At 70.6% G+C, this 23,666-nt stretch carries 21 protein-coding genes; 9 read left to right on the plus strand and 12 right to left on the minus strand.

Annotated elements, in window-relative coordinates:
• The first annotated feature begins 165 nt into the window (after positions 1 to 165).
• Positions 166 to 1,500 (plus strand): 4-aminobutyrate--2-oxoglutarate transaminase, encoded by a 1,335-nt coding sequence (gene gabT / locus QIY60_RS04415; protein ID WP_283141237.1) that lies wholly within the window; start codon positions 166 to 168, stop codon positions 1,498 to 1,500.
• A 382-nt stretch (positions 1,501 to 1,882) separates the two neighbouring features.
• Complete coding sequence (locus QIY60_RS04420; RefSeq protein WP_349253898.1) at positions 1,883 to 2,416, plus strand: phosphatase PAP2 family protein; 534 nt, start codon at positions 1,883 to 1,885, stop codon at positions 2,414 to 2,416.
• On the opposite strand, the gene QIY60_RS04425 is transcribed toward QIY60_RS04420, so the two are convergent.
• The 8 genes from QIY60_RS04425 to QIY60_RS04460 all read right to left on the minus strand — a co-directional run bounded on the left by QIY60_RS04425 (position 2,367) and on the right by QIY60_RS04460 (position 12,290).
• Positions 2,367 to 4,115 (minus strand): glycoside hydrolase family 18 protein, encoded by a 1,749-nt coding sequence (locus QIY60_RS04425; protein ID WP_283145813.1) that lies wholly within the window; start codon positions 4,113 to 4,115, stop codon positions 2,367 to 2,369. The genes QIY60_RS04420 and QIY60_RS04425 overlap by 50 nt on opposite strands.
• A gap of 225 nt (positions 4,116 to 4,340) precedes the next feature.
• Complete coding sequence (locus QIY60_RS04430; protein WP_283145814.1) at positions 4,341 to 4,808, minus strand: hypothetical protein; 468 nt, start codon at positions 4,806 to 4,808, stop codon at positions 4,341 to 4,343.
• A 250-nt stretch (positions 4,809 to 5,058) separates the two neighbouring features.
• Positions 5,059 to 6,480 carry an FAD-binding oxidoreductase gene (locus QIY60_RS04435; RefSeq protein WP_283141239.1) on the minus strand — a complete coding sequence of 474 codons (1,422 nt, stop codon included), beginning with the start codon at positions 6,478 to 6,480 and terminating at the stop codon, positions 5,059 to 5,061.
• A 37-nt stretch (positions 6,481 to 6,517) separates the two neighbouring features.
• Entirely contained in the window at positions 6,518 to 7,312 is a 795-nt protein-coding gene (locus tag QIY60_RS04440; RefSeq protein ID WP_283141240.1) for an ABC transporter permease, read from the minus strand.
• A complete protein-coding gene (locus QIY60_RS04445; protein WP_283141241.1) occupies positions 7,312 to 8,232 on the minus strand; it encodes an ABC transporter permease in 921 nt (306 codons plus the stop codon). Before QIY60_RS04445 ends, QIY60_RS04440 begins: the two co-directional genes overlap by 1 nt.
• Positions 8,229 to 9,383 (minus strand): ABC transporter ATP-binding protein, encoded by a 1,155-nt coding sequence (locus tag QIY60_RS04450; protein ID WP_283141242.1) that lies wholly within the window; start codon positions 9,381 to 9,383, stop codon positions 8,229 to 8,231. The genes QIY60_RS04445 and QIY60_RS04450 overlap by 4 nt, the downstream gene beginning before the upstream one ends.
• Before the next feature lie 59 nt (positions 9,384 to 9,442).
• A complete protein-coding gene (locus tag QIY60_RS04455) occupies positions 9,443 to 10,693 on the minus strand; it encodes a spermidine/putrescine ABC transporter substrate-binding protein (RefSeq protein WP_283141243.1) in 1,251 nt (416 codons plus the stop codon).
• Positions 10,694 to 10,772: 79 nt separating this feature from the next.
• Positions 10,773 to 12,290: a gamma-aminobutyraldehyde dehydrogenase gene (locus QIY60_RS04460; RefSeq protein ID WP_283145815.1), complete on the minus strand. Its 1,518-nt coding sequence runs from the start codon at positions 12,288 to 12,290 to the stop codon at positions 10,773 to 10,775.
• Between the two features lie 181 nt (positions 12,291 to 12,471).
• Here QIY60_RS04460 and QIY60_RS04465 point away from each other — a divergent pair, with 181 nt between their 5' ends.
• Positions 12,472 to 13,020 (plus strand): NADAR family protein, encoded by a 549-nt coding sequence (locus tag QIY60_RS04465; RefSeq protein ID WP_283141244.1) that lies wholly within the window; start codon positions 12,472 to 12,474, stop codon positions 13,018 to 13,020.
• Between the two features lie 381 nt (positions 13,021 to 13,401).
• On the opposite strand, the gene QIY60_RS04470 is transcribed toward QIY60_RS04465, so the two are convergent.
• Positions 13,402 to 14,109 (minus strand): DUF4190 domain-containing protein, encoded by a 708-nt coding sequence (locus QIY60_RS04470; RefSeq protein ID WP_283141245.1) that lies wholly within the window; start codon positions 14,107 to 14,109, stop codon positions 13,402 to 13,404.
• A 136-nt stretch (positions 14,110 to 14,245) separates the two neighbouring features.
• Between QIY60_RS04470 and QIY60_RS04475 the strand changes: the two genes are divergently transcribed.
• Both QIY60_RS04475 and QIY60_RS04480 read left to right on the plus strand, forming a co-directional pair.
• The gene (locus QIY60_RS04475; protein ID WP_283141246.1) at positions 14,246 to 15,277 is read left to right on the plus strand and encodes an adenosine deaminase; all 1,032 of its coding nucleotides are present in this window, start codon (positions 14,246 to 14,248) and stop codon (positions 15,275 to 15,277) included.
• Between the two features lie 20 nt (positions 15,278 to 15,297).
• Positions 15,298 to 16,002, plus strand: a complete 705-nt coding sequence (locus QIY60_RS04480; protein ID WP_283141247.1) for a glycerophosphodiester phosphodiesterase — start codon at positions 15,298 to 15,300, stop codon at positions 16,000 to 16,002.
• 29 nt (positions 16,003 to 16,031) lie between these two features.
• Here QIY60_RS04480 and QIY60_RS04485 read toward each other — a convergent pair whose 3' ends face one another.
• The 3 genes from QIY60_RS04485 to QIY60_RS04495 form a co-directional block, all read right to left on the minus strand.
• Complete coding sequence (locus QIY60_RS04485; protein WP_283141248.1) at positions 16,032 to 16,562, minus strand: hypothetical protein; 531 nt, start codon at positions 16,560 to 16,562, stop codon at positions 16,032 to 16,034.
• 53 nt (positions 16,563 to 16,615) lie between these two features.
• Positions 16,616 to 17,788 (minus strand): spermidine/putrescine ABC transporter substrate-binding protein, encoded by a 1,173-nt coding sequence (locus tag QIY60_RS04490; protein WP_283141249.1) that lies wholly within the window; start codon positions 17,786 to 17,788, stop codon positions 16,616 to 16,618.
• A gap of 244 nt (positions 17,789 to 18,032) precedes the next feature.
• Positions 18,033 to 19,481 carry a gamma-aminobutyraldehyde dehydrogenase gene (locus QIY60_RS04495; RefSeq protein ID WP_283141250.1) on the minus strand — a complete coding sequence of 483 codons (1,449 nt, stop codon included), beginning with the start codon at positions 19,479 to 19,481 and terminating at the stop codon, positions 18,033 to 18,035.
• 182 nt (positions 19,482 to 19,663) lie between these two features.
• Here QIY60_RS04495 and QIY60_RS04500 point away from each other — a divergent pair, with 182 nt between their 5' ends.
• From QIY60_RS04500 to QIY60_RS04515, 4 genes are all read left to right on the plus strand, one after another.
• Positions 19,664 to 20,155 (plus strand): Lrp/AsnC family transcriptional regulator, encoded by a 492-nt coding sequence (locus QIY60_RS04500; RefSeq protein WP_283141251.1) that lies wholly within the window; start codon positions 19,664 to 19,666, stop codon positions 20,153 to 20,155.
• Complete coding sequence (locus tag QIY60_RS04505; protein WP_283141252.1) at positions 20,140 to 21,519, plus strand: aspartate aminotransferase family protein; 1,380 nt, start codon at positions 20,140 to 20,142, stop codon at positions 21,517 to 21,519. Before QIY60_RS04500 ends, QIY60_RS04505 begins: the two co-directional genes overlap by 16 nt.
• 198 nt (positions 21,520 to 21,717) lie before the next feature.
• Positions 21,718 to 22,455, plus strand: a complete 738-nt coding sequence (locus tag QIY60_RS04510; RefSeq protein ID WP_283141253.1) for an ATP-binding cassette domain-containing protein — start codon at positions 21,718 to 21,720, stop codon at positions 22,453 to 22,455.
• Positions 22,437 to 23,594 (plus strand): hypothetical protein, encoded by a 1,158-nt coding sequence (locus QIY60_RS04515; protein WP_283141254.1) that lies wholly within the window; start codon positions 22,437 to 22,439, stop codon positions 23,592 to 23,594. Before QIY60_RS04510 ends, QIY60_RS04515 begins: the two co-directional genes overlap by 19 nt.
• Positions 23,595 to 23,666: the final 72 nt, after the last annotated feature.

The raw sequence follows: 23,666 nt of genomic DNA on the forward strand, positions 1-23,666 counted from the left end.
ATCCCACGCGAAGCGTGCTGCTATGTCCGCGGAGGACAACGACACACCTTCACCACTCCCTAACGGCGCATGCCCGCACAGGCCACCGCCACTTAGCCTGCGAAGAAAGCCAAGGAAGCGTCCAAAACCCCCGCGTCCGAAGACGCAGATCACCCAGGAGCCCCCATGACCGCGATCCCGCAGGAGCGCCGCATCGTCACCGCGATCCCCGGCCCCAAGTCGCAGGAGCTGCAGGCCCGCCGCGTCGCCGCGGTCGCCGCCGGCGTGGGCTCCACCCTGCCCGTCTTCACCGCGCGCGCGGGCGGCGGCATCATCGAGGACGTCGACGGCAACCGTCTGATCGACTTCGGTTCCGGCATCGCCGTGACCTCGGTCGGCGCCTCCGCCGAGGCCGTCGTGCGCCGCGCCTCCGCGCAGCTCGCGGACTTCACCCACACCTGTTTCATGGTCACGCCGTACGAGGGTTACGTCGAGGTCGCCGAGGCCCTCGCCGAGCTGACCCCGGGCGACCACGCCAAGAAGTCCGCGCTGTTCAACAGCGGCGCCGAGGCCGTCGAGAACGCCGTCAAGATCGCCCGTGCGTACACCAAGCGCCAGGCCGTCGTCGTCTTCGACCACGGCTACCACGGCCGCACCAACCTGACGATGGCGCTGACCGCCAAGAACATGCCGTACAAGAACGGCTTCGGCCCGTTCGCGCCCGAGGTCTACCGCGTCCCGGTCGCCTACGGCTACCGCTGGCCGACCGGTCAGGACAACGCCGGTGCCGAGGCGTCCGCCCAGGCCATCGACATGATCAACAAGCAGATCGGCGCCGACAACGTCGCCGCGATCATCATCGAGCCGGTCCTCGGCGAGGGCGGCTTCATCGAGCCCGCCAAGGGCTTCCTGCCCGCGATCGCGCAGTTCGCCAAGGACAACGGGATCGTCTTCGTCGCCGACGAGATCCAGTCCGGCTTCTGCCGCACCGGCCAGTGGTTCGCCTGTGAGGACGAGGGCATCGTCCCGGACCTGATCACCACCGCCAAGGGCATCGCGGGCGGTCTGCCGCTCTCCGCCGTGACCGGCCGCGCCGAGATCATGGACGCCGCGCACGCGGGCGGCCTCGGCGGCACCTACGGCGGCAACCCGGTGGCCTGCGCCGGCGCCCTCGGTGCGATCGAGACCATGAAGGAGCTCGACCTCAACGGCAAGGCCAAGCGCATCGAGGAGGTCATGAAGGGCCGCCTCGCCGCCATGGCCGAGAAGTTCGACATCATCGGCGACATCCGCGGCCGCGGCGCCATGATCGCCATCGAGCTGGTCCAGGACCGCGCCACCAAGGAGCCGAACGCGGCCGCCGCCGGTGCGCTCGCCAAGGCCTGCCACGCGGAGGGCCTCCTGGTCCTGACCTGTGGCACCTACGGCAACGTGCTGCGCTTCCTTCCGCCGCTGGTCATCGGCGAGGACCTGCTGAACGAGGGCCTCGACATCATCGAGCAGGCCTTCACCACGCTCTGATCGCCGGGCCGGGCGTCCGGCCTGTGAAGAACGTGTGGGGGGCCGATGGCGGGATGGGGATCCGGCTGTCGGTCCCCCTCTCACTGCCGTACGGTTTCTGCAGATGAGAGAAACACCTCGCCCGCAGGGGACTGCGGGCGGCTCCAGGGCGGCGCATCCCCAGCCTCGTTCTGGTCGTGCCCTGGCGCACACCGCCGGCGCCTCTGGCTCCGGAACTCCTCACCGATCGGATGGCCGTCCGCCCCACACCCCCCGGGGCGCACGGCACACCGGTCACGGCGACCGCCCCGGAACCTCCCCCCCTGTTCCGGGGCGGTCGGCTTTCCTCTTCACGGCCTTCGCCGCCCTCGCGGTCCTCTTCGCGCTCCTCACCTGGCAGGTCGTGGCCGACGGCCCGCTGCGCCGGCTCGACGAGCGCGTCGGCGGCCGTCTCGCGGGCCGGGGCCCTCAGGACGTGACCCAAGTCCTGGCCGACCTCGGTTCGATGCCCGTCGCCCTGCCGCTGCTCGCGCTCGCCCTCGGATACGCGGTGTGGCGCGGCGCCCGCCTGGACGCGCTGATCACGGCCGCCACGATGGCCCTGGTCCCGGCGCTGGTCGTGCCGCTGAAGATCTGGACCGACCGCGCGGGCCCGCTCACCACCGACACCGGCTACTACCCGTCCGGCCACACGGCCACCGCGATGGTGGCGTACGGCGGCGCGGCCCTGCTGCTCGCCCCGTACACCGCCCCGCGCCGCGCATGGGTGATGCCCGCCGCCGCGGGCGTGCTCACCGCGGCGACGGGCACCGGTCTGGTGCTGCACGGCTACCACTGGCCCCTGGACGTGCTGGCGAGCGGCTGCCTGTGCGGGATGCTCCTGCTGCTCAGCTCCACGGGTATGCGTCGAAGTTCTTCGAGAACTCGCCGCCGTTGAACCGGTCCCAGTTGACGGACCAGGTCATCAGGCCGCGCAGCCCCGGCCGGCTCCCGTGGGTCTGGTACGAGCCGCAGTTCGCCTTCCTGGTGAGGCAGTCCAGCGCCTTGGTGACCTCGGCGGGGGCCGTGTAGCCGTTGCCCGCGTTGGTGGACGCCGGGAGGCCGATGGCGACCTGGTCGGGGCGCAGCGCCGGGAACATCCGGCCGGTGTCGCCCGCCACCGGGAAGCCGGTGAGCAGCATGTCGGTCATGGCGATGTGGAAGTCCGCGCCGCCCATCGAGTGGTACTGGTTGTCCAGGCCCATGATCGAGCCCGAGTTGTAGTCCTGGACGTGCAGCAGGGTCAGATCGTCGCGCAGGGCGTAAATGACCGGCAGATAGGCACCGCAGCGCGGGTCCTGGCCGCCCCAGGGGCCGGAGCCGTAGTACTGGTAGCCGAGCTGCACGAAGAACGTCTCCGGGGCCATCGACAGCACGAACTTCGCCCCGTACTTGGCCTTCAGCGTCTTCAGCGCCGAGATGAGGTTCACGACGACCGGCGTGGTCGGGTTGCGGAAGTCCGTGTCGCCGGTGTTCAGCGAGAGCGAGTGGCCCTCGAAGTCGACGTCCAGGCCGTCGAGTCCGTACTCGTCGATGATCTTCGAGACAGACGCGACGAAGGTGTCGCGGGCGGCCGTGGTGGTGAGCTGGACCTGGCCGTTCTGGCCGCCGATGGAGATCAGGACCTTCTTGCCCGCGGCCTGCTTGGCCTTGATGGCGGCCTTGAAGTCGGCGGCGGACTCGACACCCGGGCATTCGCTCACCGGGCAGAGGCCGAACCGGATGTCGCCGGAGGTGACGGAGGTCGGCTCGCCGAAGGCCAGGTCGATGACGTCCCAGGAGTCGGGGACGTCGGCCATCCGGGTGTAGCCGGAGCCGTTGGCGAAACTCGCGTGCAGATAGCCGACGAGCGCGTGGGCCGGCAGACCGCCGCCCGGGTTCCCTCCCCCGCCGCTGGTGGTGGAGGCGGTGACGGCGGCGGACTTCGCGGACTCACCGGCTGTGTTGGTGGCGGTGACCTGGAAGGTGTACGCGGTGGAGGCGGCCAGGCCCGTCACGGTGGCCGAAGTCCCGCTCGCCGAGAGGACCTTGGAGCCGCCCTGGTAGACGTTGTAGCCGGTGGCACCGGGGACGGCGGCCCAGCTCAGGGCGATGCTGGAGGAGGTCGCGGAGCCCGCGGCCAGGCCGGTGGGGGCGGCCGGGAGCTGGACGGGCCCGCCGCCGGGGCCCAGCAGGCTCACGTCGTCGGCGTAGTAGGCGCCGGTGCCGTACCAGCCGTGCGTGTGGATCGTCACCGAGGTGGTGTTCGCGCCGGTCCTGAAGGTGGTGGTCAGCTGCTGCCAGGACGGGGCGGACTGGGTCCAGGTGCTGACGTCGGTGGTACCGGTGCCGGAGGCGCCCAGATAGACGTAGCTGCCCTGCACCCACGAGCTCAGGGTGTACGTGGAGTCGGGCTTGACCGAAACGGTCTGGGAGCACTGGGCGTTGTCGCTCCCGGCCGGGGTGGCCTTGAGGGCCTTGGCTCCGCCGTGCACGGGCGAGGCGACCACCGTGCCGCTGCCCGCCGTACAGCTCCAGCCGTCGAGACCGGCCTCGAAGCCGCCGTTGCGGGCGAGTTCGGTGTCGGCGGCGCGGGCGGTCTGCGCGGAGGCGACCAGGGCGCCCGCGGCGAGGACGGCCGCCGTGACGGCGGCGAGGAGCCTGGGGGGTCTGGCGGTACTGGCAGGTCTGAAGGGGCTGGCGGGTCTGGCGAGGCGTCCGGTGCGGTCCACAACGTCCTCCGGGCATGGGGGGATCGGATCCGGGATGGCGGGGATGGGGCCGAGCCCGCCACAATTTGGTCCAGACCAATCAGGTTGTCAAGACCTCTGGCAGTACCTCGCTCAGTCCCGTTCCTCCCGCTCCTCCCGCGCGATCTGCGCCGCCGCCTCGTGCATCGCGAGTTCGAGCAGCGCGGGGTCGGTGAGGGTGCCCGAGCCGTCGGGCGGGACCAGCCAGCGCACCCCGCCGCTGATCCGGCCGGGGTAGGGCACCACGATCCAGGTCCCCTGCCCGGCGCCGCGCACCCCGGTGCCGAGCCAGCGCGCGGCCGTGCCCGGGGGCACGAAGAACCCCAGGCGCGCGTCGCCGAAGTCGGCGAGGACGGGGCCCGGCCGGTCGACCAGCCGGAGCAGTACGTCGAGCGCGGGGTGCCCCAGTTCGCCCGGCAGGATCAGTACGTCCCAGCGCCTGCCGGCGGGCAGGAGGGCGACCCCGAGGGGGTTGCGCTCCCACTCCCACCGGCAGGCGTCGGGATCCGGCGCCACCGACGCCAGCCATTCCACCGCTGTCTTCGAGCCCGAGCCATTCATCACCCGGTCTTCCTTCCGTGAGAGGCGTTTCACGGGTGAGAGCGGGTTGGGGGCCGGGTATTACGCGGGTTCGGCTACTTAACGGTAGTGAACCGGCTCACGCCATGATCGCGGGGCGTGCGCCGGCGCTACGCGGGGGGCTTGATTGTTCGGCTGCGGACCGTGCTGGGCTGGTCGCGCAGTTCCCCGCGCCCCTGGCGGTGCGTGCCTCGGGTCGACCGACAGCTCAGCCGCCCAAGCCCAGCCCAGCTCAGCTGTCGAAGCCCAAGCCCGCCCGATCCATCGCCTTCAGCCACAGATTGCGTCGGCCCCCGTTCGCGTCGGCCCGGGCAAGCGCCCACTTCGTGATGCCGATGCCCGCCCACGCGACCGGCTCCGGGGGGAACGGGAGGGGCTTCTTGCGGACCATCTCCAGTTCCGTGCGCTCGGTGCGCTCCCCCGCCAGCAGGTCGAGCATCACGTCCGCGCCGAAGCGGGTCGCGCCGACGCCGAGGCCGGTGTACCCGGCGGCGTACGCGACCTTGCCGCCGTGGGCCGTGCCGAAGAACGCCGAGAACCGCGAGCAGGTGTCGATCGCCCCGCCCCACGCATGGCTGAAACGCAGCCCCTCCAGCTGCGGGAAGCAGCGGAAGAAGTGCTCGGCCAGCTTGAGGTAGGTGGCGGGCCGGTCGTCGTACTCGGCCCGCACCTTCCCGCCGTACTTGTAGATCGCGTCGTAGCCGCCCCACAGGATGCGGTGGTCGGCGGTGATCCGGAAGTAGTGGAACTGGTTGGCCGAGTCGCCGAGCCCCTGCCGGTTCTTCCAGCCGATCGCGGCCAGTTGCTCCGGGCTGAGCGGCTCGGTCATCAGCGCGTAGTCGTAGACCGGGACGGTGTACGCGCGCACGCGCTTGACCAGGGACGGGAACACATTGGTGCCGAGCGCGACCCGGCGGGCGCGGATCCGCCCGTACGGAGTGCGCACCACCATGCCCGGCCCGGCCGAGACCAGGTCGAGGCCCGGGGTGTGTTCGTAGATCCGTACGCCTAGTTCCAGACAGGCCCGCTTGAGGCCCCAGGCGAGCTTGGCGGGGTGGAGCATGGCGACGCCGCGCCGGTCCCAGAGGCCGCCGAGGAAGGTCGGCGAGTCGACCTCGGCCCGCATCGCCTCCCCGTCGAGCAGTTCGAGGCCCTCGAAGCCGAGCGCCACCGCCTCCTCGTGCATCTCGTGCAGTTCGTCGAGCTGGTGCGGCTCGGTGGCCACGTCGATCTCGCCGGTGCGCTCGAAGTCGCAGTCCAGGGAGTAGCGGGCGACGGCCGCCTCGATGGCGTCGAGGTTGGCCGTGCCCAGCTTCTCCAGGCGGGGCAGCTCGTCCGGCCAGCGGGCGAGGCCGTTGCCCAGGCCGTGGGTGAGGGAGGCGGCGCAGAAGCCGCCGTTGCGGCCCGAGGCCGCCCAGCCGATCTCCTTGCCCTCGATGAGTACGACGTCGCGCTGGGGGTCGCGCTCCTTGGCCAGGAGCGCGGTCCACAGTCCGCTGTAGCCGCCGCCGACGACGAGCAGGTCGCACCGCTCGTCGCCCGCGAGGGCGGGGTGGGCACCGGGCCTGCCCGGGTCCTCCAGCCAGAAGGGGACGGGCTGGGCGTCCGTCAGTGAATGGGCTGCTGCACTGCTCATGGCTCGGGTTACGGCCATGATTTCCAACTCCCTCGAAGGGTTCGGCAGTTATTGCTTAGGCTTTCGCACCTTTGTTGCGCCGGTTCGCAACGAGCTGGCCGGCGACGACCACCACTACGGCGATGACGAACATGGCCGTACCGATGACATTGATCTGAACGGGTGTGCCCCGCTGCGCGGATCCCCAGACGAACATGGGAAACGTCACGGTGGAGCCCGCGTTGAAGTTGGTGATGATGAAGTCGTCGAAGGAGAGCGCGAAGGCGAGCAGCGCGCCCGCGACGATTCCGGGGGCGGCGATCGGCAGGGTGACCCGGACGAACGTCTGGACCGGTCCCGCGTACAGATCGCGCGCGGCCTCCTCCAGCCTCGGGTCCATCGACATCACCCGCGCCTTGACCGCCGTCACCACGAAGCTGAGGCAGAACATGATGTGGGCGATGAGGATGGTCCAGAAGCCGAGCTGCGCGCCCAGGTTGAGGAAGAGCGTCAGCAGCGAGGCGGCCATGACGACCTCGGGCATCGCCATCGGCAGGAAGATCAGCGAGTTGATCGCGCCGCGCGCCCGGAACCGGTAGCGCACGAGCGCGAAGGCGATCATCGTGCCGAGCACGGTCGCGCCGACCGTCGCCCAGGTGGCGATCTGGAGCGAGAGCGAGAGGGAGCCGCACATGTCGGCGACGCCGCACGGGTCCTGCCAGGCGTCGGTGGAGAACCGCTGCCAGGAGTAGTTGAAGCGCCCGTTCGGCTTGTTGAACGAGAACACCATCACGACGACGTTCGGCAGGATCAGGTACGCGAGGGTCGCGAGCCCCGCGATGACGATCACATTGCGTCGGAGCCAGCGCATCAGACCAGGTCCTCCGTCCCGGCTCGGCGGATGTAGACGGTGACCATGACCAGGACGATCGCCATCAGGATGAAGGAGAGGGCGGCGGCCGTCGGATAGTCGAGGACCCGCAGGAACTGCGACTGGATCACGTTGCCGACCATCTTCTGGTCGGTGGACCCGAGCAGTTCGGCGTTGACGTAGTCGCCGCTCGCCGGGATGAAGGTGAGCAGCGTGCCCGAGACGACACCCGGCATGGAGAGCGGGAAGGTCACCTTGCGGAAGGTGGTCGCCGGGGTCGCGTACAGATCGCCGGCGGCCTCGTGCAGCCGCGGGTCGATCCGCTCCAGGGACGTGTAGAGCGGCAGGATCATGAACGGCAGGAAGTTGTACGTGAGGCCGCAGACCACCGCCATCGGGGTGGCGAGCACGCGGTTGCCCTCGGTCCAGCCCAGCCAGCTCGTCACGTCCAGCACGTGCAGCGAGTTGAGCGCGTGCACCACCGGCCCGCCGTCCGCGAGGATCGTCTTCCAGGCGAGCGTGCGGATCAGGAAGCTGGTGAAGAACGGTGCGATGACCAGCACCAGGATCACATTGCGCCAGCGGCCCGCCTTGAAGGCGATCAGATACGCGAGCGGATAGCCGAGCAGCAGGCACAGCAGCGTCGCGGTGCCCGCGTAGAGCAGCGAGCGCACGAACTGCGGGTAGTACTCCTTGAAGGCGTCCCAGTAGGTCTGGAAGTGCCAGGTGACCTGGAAGCCCTTCTCCAGGGAGCCGGTCTGCACCGAGGTGGAGGCCTGGTAGACCATCGGCAGCGCGAAGAAGACGATCAGCCACAGCAGGCCGGGCACCAGCAGCCAGTAGGGCACCAGACGCTTGCGCACCGACGCCTTGCGTACGGGGAGGTCGGCGGCCGGGGGCGCCTCGGTCAGGGCGCTCACGCGGCGTCCTCGACCTTCTCCACGCCCGCGTCGATCGCCTGCGCCGCGTCCAGGCCGAAGGTGTGCGCCGGGTTCCAGTGCAGGACGACCTCGGCGCCGGGCACCAGCCGGGTGTCGCGCTCGATGTTCTGCTCGTAGACCGCGAGCCCCCGGCCCGCCGGGGAGTCGATGACGTACTGGGTGGAGACGCCGATGAACGAGGAGTCCACGATGCGTCCGGGGACGCGGTTGCGGCCTGCCGCTATCGAGCCCTCGTCGTCCTTGTGGGCGAGGGAGATCTTCTCCGGGCGCACGCCCACGAGGATCTTCCCGCCGCTGGTGTCGGGGGCCGAACATCGCCCGCCGGGCAGCCGCAGCTTGGCCCCGCCCGCCGTGACGACGAGGTCCTCGCCGCTCTTCTCGGCGACCTCGGCCTCGATGAGGTTGGAGGTGCCGAGGAAGTTCGCCACGAACGTGGTCTTCGGGTTCTCGTAGAGGTCGGCGGGGGCGCCGAGCTGTTCGACGCGGCCGCCGTTCATCACCGCGACCGTGTCGGCCATGGTCATGGCCTCCTCCTGGTCGTGGGTGACGTGGATGAAGGTGATGCCGACCTCGGTCTGGATGCGCTTGAGCTCCAGCTGCATCTGGCGGCGCAGCTTGAGGTCGAGGGCGCCGAGCGGCTCGTCGAGGAGCAGCACCTGCGGGTGGTTGATGAGCGCGCGGGCGACCGCCACGCGCTGCTGCTGGCCGCCGGAGAGCTGGTGCGGCTTGCGCTTGGCGAAGTCGCCGAGCTGGACGAGCTCCAGCATGTCGCCGACCTGCTTCTTCACCGACTTGATGCCCCGGCGGCGCAGTCCGAAGGCGACGTTCTCGGAGACGTCGAGGTGCGGGAAGAGCGCGTACGACTGGAAGACGGTGTTCACCGGCCGCTTGTAGGGCGGCAGGTCGGTGACGTCCTTGTCGCCGAGGAAGACGGTCCCGGTGGTGGGCTCCTCCAGTCCGGCGATCATGCGCAGGGTGGTGGTCTTGCCGCACCCGGAGGCGCCGAGCAGGGCGAAGAACGAGCCCTGCGGGACGGTCAGTTCGAGCGGATGGACGGCGGTGAAGGAGCCGTACGTCTTGCTGATCCCGGTGAGGCGGACGTCGCCGCCGTCGTTCTTGTCGTCAGTCATGGGTTGCGATCCCAGGGGTGGAGAGGGACGAGGGGGAGGTGTGGGGGGGGGTGGGGCCGTCAGGCGCCGATGAGCTTGGCGAACTTCTCCTCGTACTTGGTCTCCTCCTCGCTGCTGAGCGAGCGGAAGGAGTGCGCCTTGGCGGCCATGGCCTTGTCGGGCAGGATCAGCGTGTTCTCGGCCAGCTTGGGGTCGATCTTGCTGAGCTCGTCGCGTACGCCGTCGACCGGGCACACGTAGTTGATGTACGCGGCGAGCTGGGCCGCGACCGGCGGCTCGTAGTAGTAGTCGATCAGCCGCTCGGCGTTGGACTGGTGCCGGGCCTTCGCCGGGATCAGCAGGTTGTCGCTGGAGAGCATGTAACCGGCCGCCGGGATCGCGTACTTGATGTCGGGGTTGTCGGACTGGAGCTGGGTGACGTCGCCGCCCCAGGCCACGCACGCGGCGAGGTCGCCCTTGTCCAGGTCGCCCGTGTAGTCGTTGCCGGTGAAGCGCCGGATCTGCTTCTTGTCGACGCCCTTCTGGAGCCGCCCGATCGCCGCGTCGTAGTCGGCGTCGGTGAACTTCGCCGGGTCCTTGCCCATGTCGAGCAGGGTCATCCCGACGCTGTCGCGCATCTCGGTGAGGAAGCCCACCCGGCCCTTGAGGGAGGGGTCGTCGAGCAGCTGGGTGACCGAGTCGACGGTCCGGCCGCCGGTCGCCTTGGAGTTGTAGGCGATGACGGTCGGAATGCCGGTCCAGGGGTACGAGTAGGCCCGGCCCGGGTCCCAGTCGGGGGTGCGGAAGGGCGCCGAGAGGTTGGCGAAGGCGTGCGGCAGGTTGGCGGCGTTGAGCTTCTGCGCCCAGCCGAACCGGATGAGCCGCCCGGCGAGCCAGTCGGTGACGACGACGAGGTCCCGGCCGATGTCCTGGCCGGCCGCGAGCTGCGGCTTGATCTTGCCGAAGAACTCGACGTTGTCGTTGATGTCCTCGGTGTACTTGACCTGGATGCCGGTCCGCTTGGTGAACGCGTCCAGCGTGGGCCGGTGCTTCTTGTCGTCGCTGACGTCCATGTACTCGGTCCAGTTGGAGAAGTTGATCGCCTTCTCCTTGGCCGAGTGGTCCGTCGACGCCGGGGCCTGGCCGCCCTCCTTCTTGGCGGCCGGGATGCCGCAGCCGGTGAGCGCGGCGAGGCCGCCGGCGGCGAGCGCGCCGAAGCCCGTGGCCCGCATCAGCGAACGGCGGGTCAGGGCGCCCCGGCCGCTGGTCAGGCTGCGCTGTATGGCGGCCAGTTGGGCCCCGGACAGGCGGTCCGGCTCGTACTGCTCCATGCGCTGTGTGCCCTTTCGGGTGGAGGTGGCGGCCGCTGGTCGGACGGCAGCCACGCGGCGGCGCCGCTGATCGGATGCTTTATCGGTCCCCGAAGATCGTGCGGTGCCAGTCCTTCGCAGCGACCGCCGTATTGTCGTACATCACGTGCTTGACCTGCGTGTACTCCTCGAAGGAGTAGGCCGACATGTCCTTTCCGTAGCCGCTCGCCTTATAGCCGCCGTGCGGCATCTCGCTGATGATCGGAATGTGGTCGTTGACCCAGACGCACCCGGCCTTGATCTCCCGGGTGGCGCGGCCCGCGCGGTAGACGTCCCGGCTCCAGGCGGAGGCGGCGAGACCGTACGGGGTGTCGTTGGCGAGCCGGATGCCCTCGTCGTCGGCGTCGAAGGGCAGGACGGCGAGGACGGGCCCGAAGATCTCGGACTGGACGACCTCGCTGTGCTGCGGCGCGTCGGCGACGAGGGTCGGCAGGTAGAAAGCGCCCTCCCCCTTCGGGGCCGCGCCACCGGTGACGATCCGGGCGTAGGAGCGGGCGCGCTCCACGAACCCGGCGACGCGGTCGCGGTGGACGTGGCTGATCAGCGGGCCCAGGTCGGTGGCGGGGTCGAAGGGATCACCGACCCGGACGATCGCCATCAGATCGGCGACCCCGGCGACGAACGCCTCGTACAGCGGCCGCTGTACGTACGCGCGCGTGGCGGCGGTGCAGTCCTGGCCGGAGTTGATGAGGGAGGCGGCGACCGCGCCGTGGACGGCGGCTTCGAGGTCGGCGTCGTCGAAGACGACGAAGGGCGCCTTGCCGCCGAGCTCCAGATGGGTCCGCTTGACGGTGGCGGTGGCGATCTCGGCGACGCGCTTGCCGACGGCGGTGGACCCGGTGAAGGAGGTCATGACGACGTCGGGGTGGCCGACAAGGTGCTCCCCGGCATCGCGCCCGGCGCCGGAGACGATGTTGACGACCCCGTCCGGAATCCCGGCGGCACTGGCGGCCTCGGCGAAGAGCAGCGAGGTGAGGGGGGTGATCTCGGCGGGCTTGAGGACGATGGTGTTGCCGGCCGCGATGGCCGGGAGGACCTTCCAGGCGGCCATCTGGAGCGGATAGTTCCAGGGCGCGATGGAGCCGACGACACCGATGGCCTCGCGGCGGACGTACGAGGTGTGGTCGCCCGAGTACTCCCCGGCGGACTGCCCCTGGAGGTGGCGGGCGGCCCCGGCGAAGAACGCGGTGTTGTCGACGGTCCCCGGGACGTCGAACTCCCGGCTGAGCTTGATCGGCTTGCCGCACTGGAGGGACTCGGCCTGCGCGAACTCCTCCGCGCGGTCGGCGAGGACGGCGGCGAAGCGGTGCAGGGCGTCGGAGCGCTCGGCGGGGGTGGCGGCGGCCCACCCGGGGAAGGCGTCCTTGGCGGCGGCGACGGCGACATCCACGTCGCGCGTCCCCGCCAGCTCATAGGTATAGACGACTTCACCCCTCGCAGGGTCGACGACGTCCTGCTTGCGCCCGGAGGTGCCGGGCGCGAACCGCCCGCCGATGTACTGGGCGCCGCCTTCGAAACGGTCCTGCGCCGGGAAGCGACTGCTGTTGCTGTTGCCCATCTCGCTCACGGTCTCCGTAGCTCCAGCTCGATTTGAGTGCCGATCCTGACAGAGCGGCATCTGACCAACAAGTGATTCCGTTGTTGCCTTTTGGTTACGCGACGGAATCTGTCGACCATGTGTCGGGTCGGGCCGTAAATACCCGTACGGAGTGTCAGTGGCGGATGCCAGACTCGCGTGTATGGAGAAGATCGACAATTTGATCGCGCAGGTCAAGGATGGTGAAAGGGTCAAGTTCTTGCACTTCTGGGGCCACGCGCCCCGGCGTGACGGGACGCTCGGACCGAGCTGTTTCAGCCAGTGGTGGCCGTCGCCGTTCGAGGTGGACGGCGTGGCGTACGCGACGGCCGAGCACTGGATGATGGCGGCCAAGGCGCGCCTGTTCGGCGACGCGGAGGCGGAGCGGGCCGCGCTGACGGCGACGAGCCCGGCCGCCGCGAAGAAGGCGGGCCGACTGGTCCGCGGGTTCGACGAGGCGGTGTGGAGGCGGGAGCGGTACGACATCGTGGTGGCGGGAAGCCTCCACAAGTTCGGCCAGTCCCCCGACCTGAAGGCCTACCTCCTGTCCACCGGCACCCGAGTCCTGGTGGAGGCCAGCCCCCTGGACCGCATCTGGGGCATAGGCCTGGCGGCGGACGCCCCCGAGGCGGAGGACCCGTCGAAGTGGCGGGGGGAGAACTTGCTGGGGTTCGCACTGATGGAGGCGCGGGAGGGGTTGCGGGACGCGTAAGGGTGGACCCGGGGTTCGTCTGCGGACCGTCGGTGGTTGCTCGCGCAGTTCCCCGCGCACCTCATTGGCCCGGCGTATGCCTGCGGACCATCGGTGGTTGCTCGCGCAGTTCCCCGCGCCCCTTGAATGCCGCTGCGCGGCATCCCCTGGGCGCCCCGGAGGGGCGCATCTAGGGGCGCGGGGAACTGCGCGACCAGCCACACACGGCCCGCAGACGAAGGGAGTCCGGGGCGCAGCTCCCGGTAACCTACCCACCCCCACGCCGGGGTCCGGGGCGGAGCCCCGAAGCGGGGTGCAGGGGCCGCAGGCCCCGCCCAGAAGGGGTCCGGGGGCGTAGCCCCCGGGAGAAACCACCTCCACCCCCACCCACCCCCGGAGGGTTTAGGGAAGGGGCGGGGTGGGGTGCACATCCCCGGTGACCAGCGACGTCGCGAACGGATCGTCGTACCTCGACGAGTCCCCCGACTCCTCGTCATTCGTGACGGCCCAGATCATCAGCCCCAGAAACACCCCGCTCACCACGATCCCAACCGCCCCGAGAATGATCCCCGCCAGCGCCTGCCCCCCATTCGTGGCCTGCCCCCGCTTAGCCCGCCCCCGCCCCAGAAACCCGAAGACCAGCGCGAGGACGCCCAGGATGATCCCGAGGCCCCACATGCAGAACAGCACGACGGACACGATGCCGAGCACCAGCGCCGTGGTGCCGAAGCCGTTGAGCGGGGCACCCATACCGGTCCACCCGGGGTGCCCGTAGCCGTAACCCGGGTAGTCGGGGTAGCCGGGGTACGCGGGATAGCCGTAACTGCCCGGAACCGCCTGCCCGGGACCCCCCGGCGCGGTCGGAGGCGGCGGCACCGGCCCACCCCACCCGGGCCCGCCCCCCGGACCAGGACCGGGACCGGGCCCCGCCGCGTCCGAGGGACCGGGCTCGCCAGCCGCCGGCATCGACGTCACCGTCGGCTGATCATGCACCGGCTGCCCCGGCCGCCCTGTCGCCCCCGGCTTCTCCAGCGGAACCTTCCGCTCCGGCGGTGCCCACGGATCCCCGGGCTCGGCGCCCTGGGACGGCTGATCACGGTTGTCTGACATGGGCCTCCCCCATCGTGGTTCCGACATGCTAAAGCTCCCGCCCGCGGCGGAACCCGCGGGATCCACGGGATCCGGGGGACCCGCCCGGCCTAACATGATCCCCGACGAGCGAAGCCGACAGCCTGCGGAGGAAACCATGACCGACCTGCACCCGTTCATCGCGGGCCTGCCCAAGGCAGAGCTCCACGTGCACCACGTCGGCTCGGCCTCCCCCCGTATCGTCGCCGAACTGGCCGCCCGCCACCCCGACTCGAAGGTCCCCACCGACCCCGAGGCCCTCGCGGACTACTTCACGTTCACCGACTTCGCGCACTTCATCGACGTCTACCTCTCGGTCGTCGACCTGATCCGCACCCCGGAGGATGTGCGGCTTCTCACGTACGAGGTCGCCCGCGACATGGCCCGGCAGAACATCCGGTACGCCGAGCTGACCATCACCCCCTTCTCCTCCACCCGCCGCGGCATCGACGAGCGCGCCTTCATGGACGCGATCGAGGACGCCCGCAGGGCGGCGGAGAAGGAGCTCGGCACGGTGCTGCGCTGGTGCTTCGACATCCCGGGCGAGGCCGGCCTGGAGGCGGCCGCCGAGACCACCCGGCTCGCCACCGCCGACGGCATCCGCCCCGAGGGCCTGGTCTCCTTCGGCCTCGGCGGCCCCGAGATCGGCGTACCGCGCCCGCAGTTCAAGCCGTACTTCGACCAGGCGATCGCCGCCGGACTGCACTCGGTGCCGCACTCGGGCGAGTCCACCGGCCCGCAGTCGATCTGGGACGCTCTCAACGAGCTGCGCGCCGAGCGCATCGGCCACGGCACCAGCGCCACCCAGGACCCGGACCTCCTCAAGCACCTCGCCGACCACCGGATCGCCCTGGAGGTCTGCCCGACCTCCAACCTCGCGACCCGCGTCGTCGCCGACATCGACCGGCACCCGATAAGGGAGATGGTGCAGGCGGGCGTGCTCGTCACCGTCAACAGCGACGACCCGCCGATGTTCGGCAGCGACCTCAACAACGAGTACGCGGTCGCCGCCCGCCTCCTGGAGCTGGACGAGCGCGGCGTGGCCGACCTCGCCAAGAACGCGGTCGAGGCGTCCTTCCTCGACGAGGCGGGCAAGACGAAGCTCGCGGCCGAGATCGACGACTACACCTCGAAGTGGCTGGCGCCGTAGCCCGCGACAACAATGGGCCCATGCGCACCGTGACTGCCGTGGGTCACCGCGGCGACCCGTACCGCGTCCGCGAGAACACGCTCCCGTCGATCCACTCGGCGCTGGAGCGGGGCGCGGACGCGGTCGAGATCGATGTACGGCTCACCCGCGACGGCGTCCCCGTGCTGCTCCACGACGACACGCTGGAGCGGTTGTGGGGCCACGACCGCCCGCTGTCCTCCCTCGTGTACGAGGACGTGCGCGAGCTGACCCGCTCCGGCGTCCCGACCCTGCGCGCGGCCCTGACGGCGGCGGGCGCGCACCGGGTGATGGTCGATCTGCCCGGTGCGACGGAGGCGGCGGTGCGCGCGGTCGTGGGCACGGTCCAGGAGTGCGGCGCGGGCGACCGCGTCTACTACTGCGCGGGCGCCGCCGCCATGCTCAAGGTCCGCGCCGCCGACCCGTCCGCCGAGATCGCCCTGACGTGGACGACGCTGGCCCCGCCGCGCCCCGAGCTGATCGCGGCGGTGAAACCGCGCTGGCTCAACTACCGCTTCGGGCTGATGAGTACGGAGCTGGCCGGGCGGATCCACCGCGACGGGATGCTCGTGTCCGTATGGACGGCGGACACCAAGCGGACCATGCGGCGGCTGATCGCGCAGGGCGTGGACGCGATCACCACGAACCGGGTGGACGCGCTGCGCGCGGTCCTGGCGGGGGGTACGGGTGGGACGGGGGACGGCTGACGGGTCACCCGGTGTCGTGGCTGCGCGACTCACGCCGCCGCCGGTGCCCCCACGGCGGCCCGGGCCGTCAGCGCCTCCAGTTCCTTGATCTTCCGGCGTACGACGTACAGCGGGATCGCCCCGAACACGCCGAACGACATGTCGATCACCGACCACCAGAAGGGGATGCCGCGCACCGGCCCGCAGATCAGCGCCAGCGGGACGATCCCGGCGCAGGCGATCATCCCGAACTCGATCACCCAGATGTTGCGCACCGGATCGCGGTAGGGCCCGTAGAAGGCGACGGCGATGACGAGGTGCGCGAACGCCAGCCAGTCCGTTCCGTAGAGGACGAAGGGGTACTTCTCGTCCGTCGCGTCGAGCCCTTCGCGCACCCGGTCGATCCAGCCCGTCAGGCCCGGGAACCAGTCCCCCACGGGCGTGGAGCGCAACAGGCTCTGCGTCCAGTGCAGTTCGTGCACCAGCGGGAACGCGGTCAGTCCGCTCAGCACGAGGCAGACGATGAAGACGACAAGCCACAGGCGTATGCGCCGCACGAGGGCAGCTCTTCGCTCGCTCATGATCGCAGCCTACGCCGTGATTTGAACGCGTTCAAACCAGCCTGAACAAACTCCTAGAGCCCTACGATCGCGTTCCACCTCTTCGCGAACTCCACCCGCTCCTCCGACGTGATGTCCCGGGCGATCGCGAGCCTCCGGCGCATCTCCGCGTCCGGGAAGACCAGCGGGTCCTCGGCGAGCTCCGCGCGGTCCTTGTCCTTGGAGGCCGCGAGGACCTCGCGGGCGGCCGGGACCGGGCAGACGTAGTTGACCCAGACCGCCAGCTCCGCCGCCACGTGCGGGTCGTAGTAGTAGTCGATCAGCGCCTCGGCGTTGGCCTTGTGGCGGGCCAGGTTGGGGACCATCATCGACTCGGCCCACAGCTCGGCGCCCTCCTCGGGCACCACGAACTCGATGTCGGGGTTGTCCGCCTGGAGCTGGATCACATCGCCCGAGTACGCCTGGCAGGCGAGGACGTCGCCGGTGGAGAGGTCCTTGATGTAGTCGTTGCCGGTGAAGCGGCGTATCTGCTTCTTGTGCACCTGCTTCTCGACCCGGTCGCACATCCGGTGGAAGTCGTCGGCCGTCCACCGCGTCACATCGACGCCGTCGCCCTGCATCAGCAGCGCGAACGACTCGTCGAGCCCGGACAGGAGCGTCACCTTGCCCGCCAGGCGCGGGTCCCACAGGTCGCTCGTGTGCTTGATCTCGCGGCCGAGCCTCTTCTTGTTGTACGCGATGCCGGTGATCCCGGACTGCCAGGGCACGCTGTGCAGCCGCCCCTCGTCGAAGGCGGGCGAAGCGAGCTGCGGATCCAGGTACTCGGCGACGTTGGGCTGGCGGGCGCGGTCCATCTCCTGCACCCAGCCGAGCCGCACGAACCGGGCCGCCATCCAGTCGCTGACCACGACGATGTCCCGGCCGGTCGCCTGATGGTTCATCAGGGCCGGGCTGATCTTCCCGAAGAACTCGTCGTTGTCGTTGATCTCCTCGGTGTACGTGACGGAGATCCCGGTGCTCTTGGTGAACGCGTCGAGGGTGGGCCGCTTCGACTTGTCGTCCTCGTCGGTGTCGATGTACAGCGGCCAGTTGGCGAAGGTGAGCCGGTGGTCGGCGGCCGAGCGGTCGCGCGCCGCGCGCTCACCGGGTCCGACGTACGCCGCGGGCACTCCGCAGCCCGCCAGCGCGGCCGCGGCGGCGCCGCCGCCGAGCGCGCGCAGCAGGTGGCGGCGGGAGAGGGGGTTCATGGGGGTCGCTCGCACCCCGGAAGAATGCCGGTGTGCTGCCGCACGGGGCAATGGACGGTGCGTACAGCCGGGCCCCGCAGGCCCGACACCCTGTCGAGCGTTGGCAGTTCGGCTCTCGACTGCGGACCGTATGTGGCTGGTCGCGCAGTTCCCCGCGCCCCTTGAGCGCCCCTGCGGGGCGATCACCCAGCTGGGGCGCGACAACCCCGCGCCCCAGAACAGGGCGCGGGGAACCGCCGGGGGATCAGGCCCCGTACGACGTCATCACGTGCTTGATGCGGGTGTAGTCCTCGAAGCCGTACGCCGAGAGGTCCTTGCCGTAGCCGGACTTCTTGAAGCCGCCGTGCGGCATCTCCGCGACCAGCGGGATGTGCGTGTTGATCCAGACGCAGCCGAAGTCCAGGTACTTGGACATGCGCATCGCGCGGGCGTGGTCCTTCGTCCAGACCGAGGAGGCCAGGGCGTACTCGACGCCGTTGGCGTATTCGAGGGCCTGCTCCTCGTCGGTGAAGGACTGGACCGTGATGACCGGGCCGAAGACCTCGTTCTGGATGATCTCGTCGTCCTGCTTGAGGCCGGAGACGACGGTCGGGGCGTAGAAGTAGCCCTTGTCGCCGACCCGGTGGCCGCCCGCCTCGACCTTGGCGTGCGCCGGGAGGCGGTCGATGAAGCCGGTGACCTGCTTGAGCTGGTTGGCGTTGTTGAGCGGGCCGTACAGCACGTCCTCGTCGTCCGGCTGCCCCGTCTTGGTGTCGGCGGCGGCCTTGGCGAGCGCGGTCACGAACTCGTCGTGGATGGACTCGTGGACGAGCACGCGGGTCGCGGCCGTACAGTCCTGGCCCGCGTTGAAGTAGCCCGCCACCGCGATGTCCTCGACGGCCTTGGCGATGTCGGCGTCCTCGAAGACGACGACCGGGGCCTTGCCGCCGAGCTCCAGGTGGACGCGCTTGACGTCCTTGGCCGCCGACTCGGCGACCTGCATGCCGGCCCGTACGGAACCGGTGATGGAGGCCATCGCGGGGGTGGGGTGCTCGACCATCGCGCGGCCGGTGTCGCGGTCGCCGCAGATGACGTTGAAGACGCCCTTGGGGACGATCGCGCCGATGATCTCGGCGATCAGGACGGTGGAGGCGGGGGTGGTGTCCGAGGGCTTGAGGACGACCGTGTTGCCCGCGGCGAGCGCCGGGGCGAACTTCCACACGGCCATCATCATCGGGTAGTTCCACGGCGCGACCTGCGCGCACACGCCCACCGGCTCGCGGCGGACGATCGAGGTCATGCCCTCCATGTACTCGCCGGCCGAGCGGCCTTCGAGCAGCCGGGCGGCGCCCGCGAAGAAGCGGATCTGGTCCACCATCGGCGGGATCTCTTCGCTGGCGGTGAGCGCGAGCGGCTTGCCGGTGTTCTCCGACTCGGCCGCGATCAGCTCCTCGGCGCGCTCCTCAAAAGCATCCGCGATCTTCAGCAGGACCCGCTGGCGCTCGGCCGGGGTGGTGTCGCGCCAGGCCGGGAAGGCCGCGGCGGCGGCGGCCATGGCGGCGTCGACGTCCGCCTGGCCGGAGAGCGGCGAGGTGGCGTACGCCTCGCCCGTGGCCGGGTTGACCACCTCGATGGTCCGCCCGTCGGCGGCGTCCCGGAACTCTCCGGCAATGTAGTTGCGTAGCGTGCGCAGCCGTCGCAGTTCGGTGGTCACTTTGGGTCCTGCCTCCCGGTCCGATGTCCGATGGGTGAGACAGCCCACCCTAGTCGGTCCAGTGTCGCTTTCGACAGACCCGCCGCCCGGGAACTTCGGATTCAGTGCTTGAGAGGTCACGGAACAACGAATTTCATCGCTTTGGGGTTGCGGGACAGACGAGTCGGGTGCACAGTGGCTCCGTGGCCAGTAGAAGCGCAGAACCCAGGACCGGGAACGGATCGGCCCCGTCGATCGATGCCGTGTCCCTGGCGATCATCGAGCAGCTCCAGGAAGACGGGCGCCGCCCGTACGCAGCGATCGGCAAGGCCGTGGGCCTGTCCGAGGCGGCCGTGCGGCAGCGCGTGCAGAAGCTGCTCGACCAGGGCGTGATGCAGATCGTCGCCGTCACCGACCCCCTCACCGTGGGGTTCCGGCGCCAGGCGATGGTCGGCATCAACGTCGAGGGCGACCTCGACCCGGTCGCGGAGGCGCTCACGGCCATGGCCGAGTGCGAGTACGTGGTGATGACCGCGGGCTCCTTCGACCTGATGGTGGAGGTCGTCTGCGAGGACGACGACCACCTGCTGGACGTCATCAACAAGCGGATCCGCGCCCTCCCCGGCGTGCGCTCCACCGAGAGCTTCGTCTACCTCAAGTTGAAGAAGCAGACCTATATGTGGGGAACCCGATAGCCGTGAGCAAGGACCTGAGCCAGACCGCCTACGACCACCTGTGGATGCACTTCACCCGCATGTCGTCGTACGAGAACGCGCCCGTTCCCACCATCGTGCGGGGCGAGGGCACCTACATCTACGACGACAAGGGCAAGAAGTACCTCGACGGTCTCTCCGGCCTGTTCGTCGTCAACGCCGGCCACGGCCGCCACGAGCTCGCCGAGACCGCCTACAAGCAGGCGCAGGAGCTGGCCTTCTTCCCGGTGTGGTCCTACGCCCACCCCAAGGCCGTGGAGCTGGCGGAGCGTCTCGCCCACTACGCGCCGGGCGACCTCAACAAGGTCTTCTTCACCACCGGCGGCGGCGAGGCCGTCGAGACCGCGTGGAAGCTGGCGAAGCAGTACCACAAGCTCACCGGCAACCACACGAAGTACAAGGTCATCTCGCGTGCGGTCGCCTACCACGGCACCCCGCAGGGCGCCCTGTCCATCACCGGTCTGCCCGCCCTCAAGGCCCCCTTCGAGCCGCTGGTCCCCGGCGCGCACAAGGTGCCGAACACCAACATCTACCGCGCCCCGATCCACGGCGACGACCCCGAGGCCTTCGGCCGCTGGGCCGCCGACCAGATCGAGCAGGAGATCCTCTTCGAGGGCCCCGACACGGTCGCCGCGGTCTTCCTGGAGCCCGTGCAGAACGCGGGCGGCTGCTTCCCGCCGCCGCCCGGCTACTTCCAGCGCGTGCGCGAGATCTGCGACAAGTACGACGTGCTGCTCGTCTCCGACGAGGTCATCTGCGCCTTCGGCCGCCTGGGCACGATGTTCGCCTGCGACAAGTTCGACTACGTACCGGACATGATCACCTGCGCCAAGGGCATGACCTCGGGCTACTCCCCGATCGGCGCCTGCATCATCTCGGACAAGCTCGCCGAGCCGTTCTACAAGGGCGACAACACCTTCCTGCACGGCTACACCTTCGGCGGCCACCCGGTCTCCGCGGCCGTGGGCCTGGCCAACCTCGACATCTTCGAGCGCGAGGGCCTCAACCAGCACGTGCTCGACAACGAGGGCGCCTTCTTCGACACCCTCAAGAAGCTCCACGACCTGCCGATCGTCGGCGACGTCCGCGGCAACGGCTTCTTCTACGGCATCGAGCTCGTCAAGGACAAGGCCACCAAGGAGTCCTTCAACGACGAGGAGACCGAGCGCGTCCTGTACGGCTTCCTCTCCAAGGCGCTGTACGACAACGGCCTGTACTGCCGCGCCGACGACCGGGGCGACCCGGTGGTCCAGCTGGCCCCGCCGCTGATCTCGAACCAGGAGACCTTCGACGAGATCGAGGGCATCCTGCGCCAGGTCCTGACGGAGGCCTGGACGAAGCTGTAGCCGTCCCCGGACCGTCCCTGGCGATTCGTCTGAACGCACCGGCCCGGTGGCGCCCATCCGAGTGAGATGGGCGCCACCGGGCCGCGTGCTGTCGGGACCGGCGCGCATCAGTCCCTACGGTGCCCAGTGACCGATCGGCCCTGCCTTCGTTCCCCCGTACGGGGAGTAGGAAATCTGATCTGAACCGAGGTGTACGCCATGGTGGCCCCGCCGGACAACGATGTGCTCTGGGGACGTTCCCTGCACCACTCCCACGGCGGCTCGCCCGCCCTGACGGGGGTCTCCCTCGGGATCCGCGAGGGCGAGATCCTGGCCGTCGGCGGCCCGCGCGGCAGCGGCAAGACGACCCTGCTGCGCTGTCTGTCCGGCCAGCTCGTGCCCGACCAGGGCGAGGTGTGGTTCAACAGCGCCCCCGTCCACACCATGGGAGCGCTCTCCCGCGAGCGGCTGCGCCGGGACCGGTTCGGCTGGATCGACCCGGAGCCGACCCTGGTGCCCGAGCTCAACGCCTGGGAGAACGCGGCGCTGCCGCTGCTGCTGCGCGGCATCTCGCACCGCACCGCCAAGAAGGCCGCCCTGGAGTGGCTGGAGCGGCTCGACATCGGCGCCTGCGCCCGCCGCCGCCCGCACGCCCTGCTCACCGCGCAGCGCCAGCGCGTGGCGATCGCCCGCGCCCTGGTCACCTCCCCCGCGGTGCTCTTCGCCGACGAGCCGACCGCCACCCTGCACCGCGCCGACCGCGCCCAGGTGCTGCGCACCCTGACGGCCGCGGCCCGCTCGCACGCCATCACCACGGTCCTGGCCACCCATGACGCGGAGGTCGCGGCGCTCGCCGACCGCGCGGTGTGGCTGCTGGACGGGCGCCGGGTCACCGCGGCCGGGCAGGCCGGCGCCGCCGACGCGGAGGGCCGCGCCGCGTGCTCGCTCTCCGTCTAGCCCGCGGCACCCACCCGCTGGTCCTGCTGCGCCGCCTGCTGGTGGCCGCTGCGTCGGCGGGGGTCGGCTTCCTGCTCCTGTGCACCCTGGGCCACGCGGTCGCGCACCCCGGCGGCTCGGTGCCGCGGCTGCTGTGGTGCGCGGTGCCGCTCGCCGCGACCGTCCACTTCGCGGTCGCCGTGGCCCGTACGGACCCGAGCACCCGCCCCCGCCCCGGGCTCTCCGCGGTGGGCCTGGGCCCCGGGCGGCTCACCGCGATCGCGGCGGCGTCGACGGCGGTGGCCTGCACGCTCGGCTCGACGGTCGCCCTGCTCGTCTACCTCCATCTGCGCGGAGACATCACCGGACTGCCCTTCGACGGGGCCGCGGCCTCTCTGCTCACCGCCGACCAGCCGCTTCCGCCGGCCGCCGCCCTCACCCTGCTCTCGGTGCTGCCGCTGACCGCGTCGGCGGCGGCCGGGCTCGCCCTGCGCCCGCGCAAGGAGCAGCCCCGACCCCGGCCGAGCGGTGCGGAGCGGCCCCCGGCGTCCGTCCCGGCGGGCCTGCCCTGGGGGATCACCCTGATCACGGCGGGCCTGGCGATGGAGACGTTCGCGAGCCGGGGCACCCCGGGCTCCGCGATCCCCATGCCGGGCCACCCCGACAGCAGCCCCGCCGGGGTGCTGGCCGGCTGGGTCCTCACCGCGCTGGGCCTGGCGGTCGCGGGCCCGGCCCTGACCCATCTGTGCGGGCGGCTGCTCCAGACCGCGCGCCCCGGGGCGGCCCGGCTGCTGGCGGGGCGCGTCCTGATGGAGGAGGCCCGCCGCATCGGGCGTCCGCTGGGCGTGGTGTGCGCGGTGGCCTCGGCCACGATCGCGGCCGCCACGCTGTACGGCGACGAGGCGGGCCCGCACCCCTTCGGCCCGCTCACGGGCCTGGGCGCGGCGCTGGTGACGGGGTGCTCGGTGGCGACGCTGCTGACGGCGGCCCTGGAGTCCAAGCACGCCCGCGGCGAGACGACGGCGGCGCTGCTGCGCCTGGGCGCCCCGGCCAAGCTGCTGCGCGCCTCGGCCGCCCTGCGCGCGGCGGCGCTCCTGGCCCTGTTCGGCCCGGTGACCTGGGGGATCGCCGAGCTCGCGGCACTGCCTTTGACCGGCTGAGCCCCGGCCGGGCCTCCCTCCCCCAAGCTCTTGAGGAGCAGGGGACCCCCACCCGTACGACTATCGTGGCCG

Source organism: Streptomyces sp. BPTC-684 (assembly GCF_030028635.1).
GTDB classification, from domain to species: domain Bacteria; phylum Actinomycetota; class Actinomycetes; order Streptomycetales; family Streptomycetaceae; genus Streptomyces; species Streptomyces noboritoensis.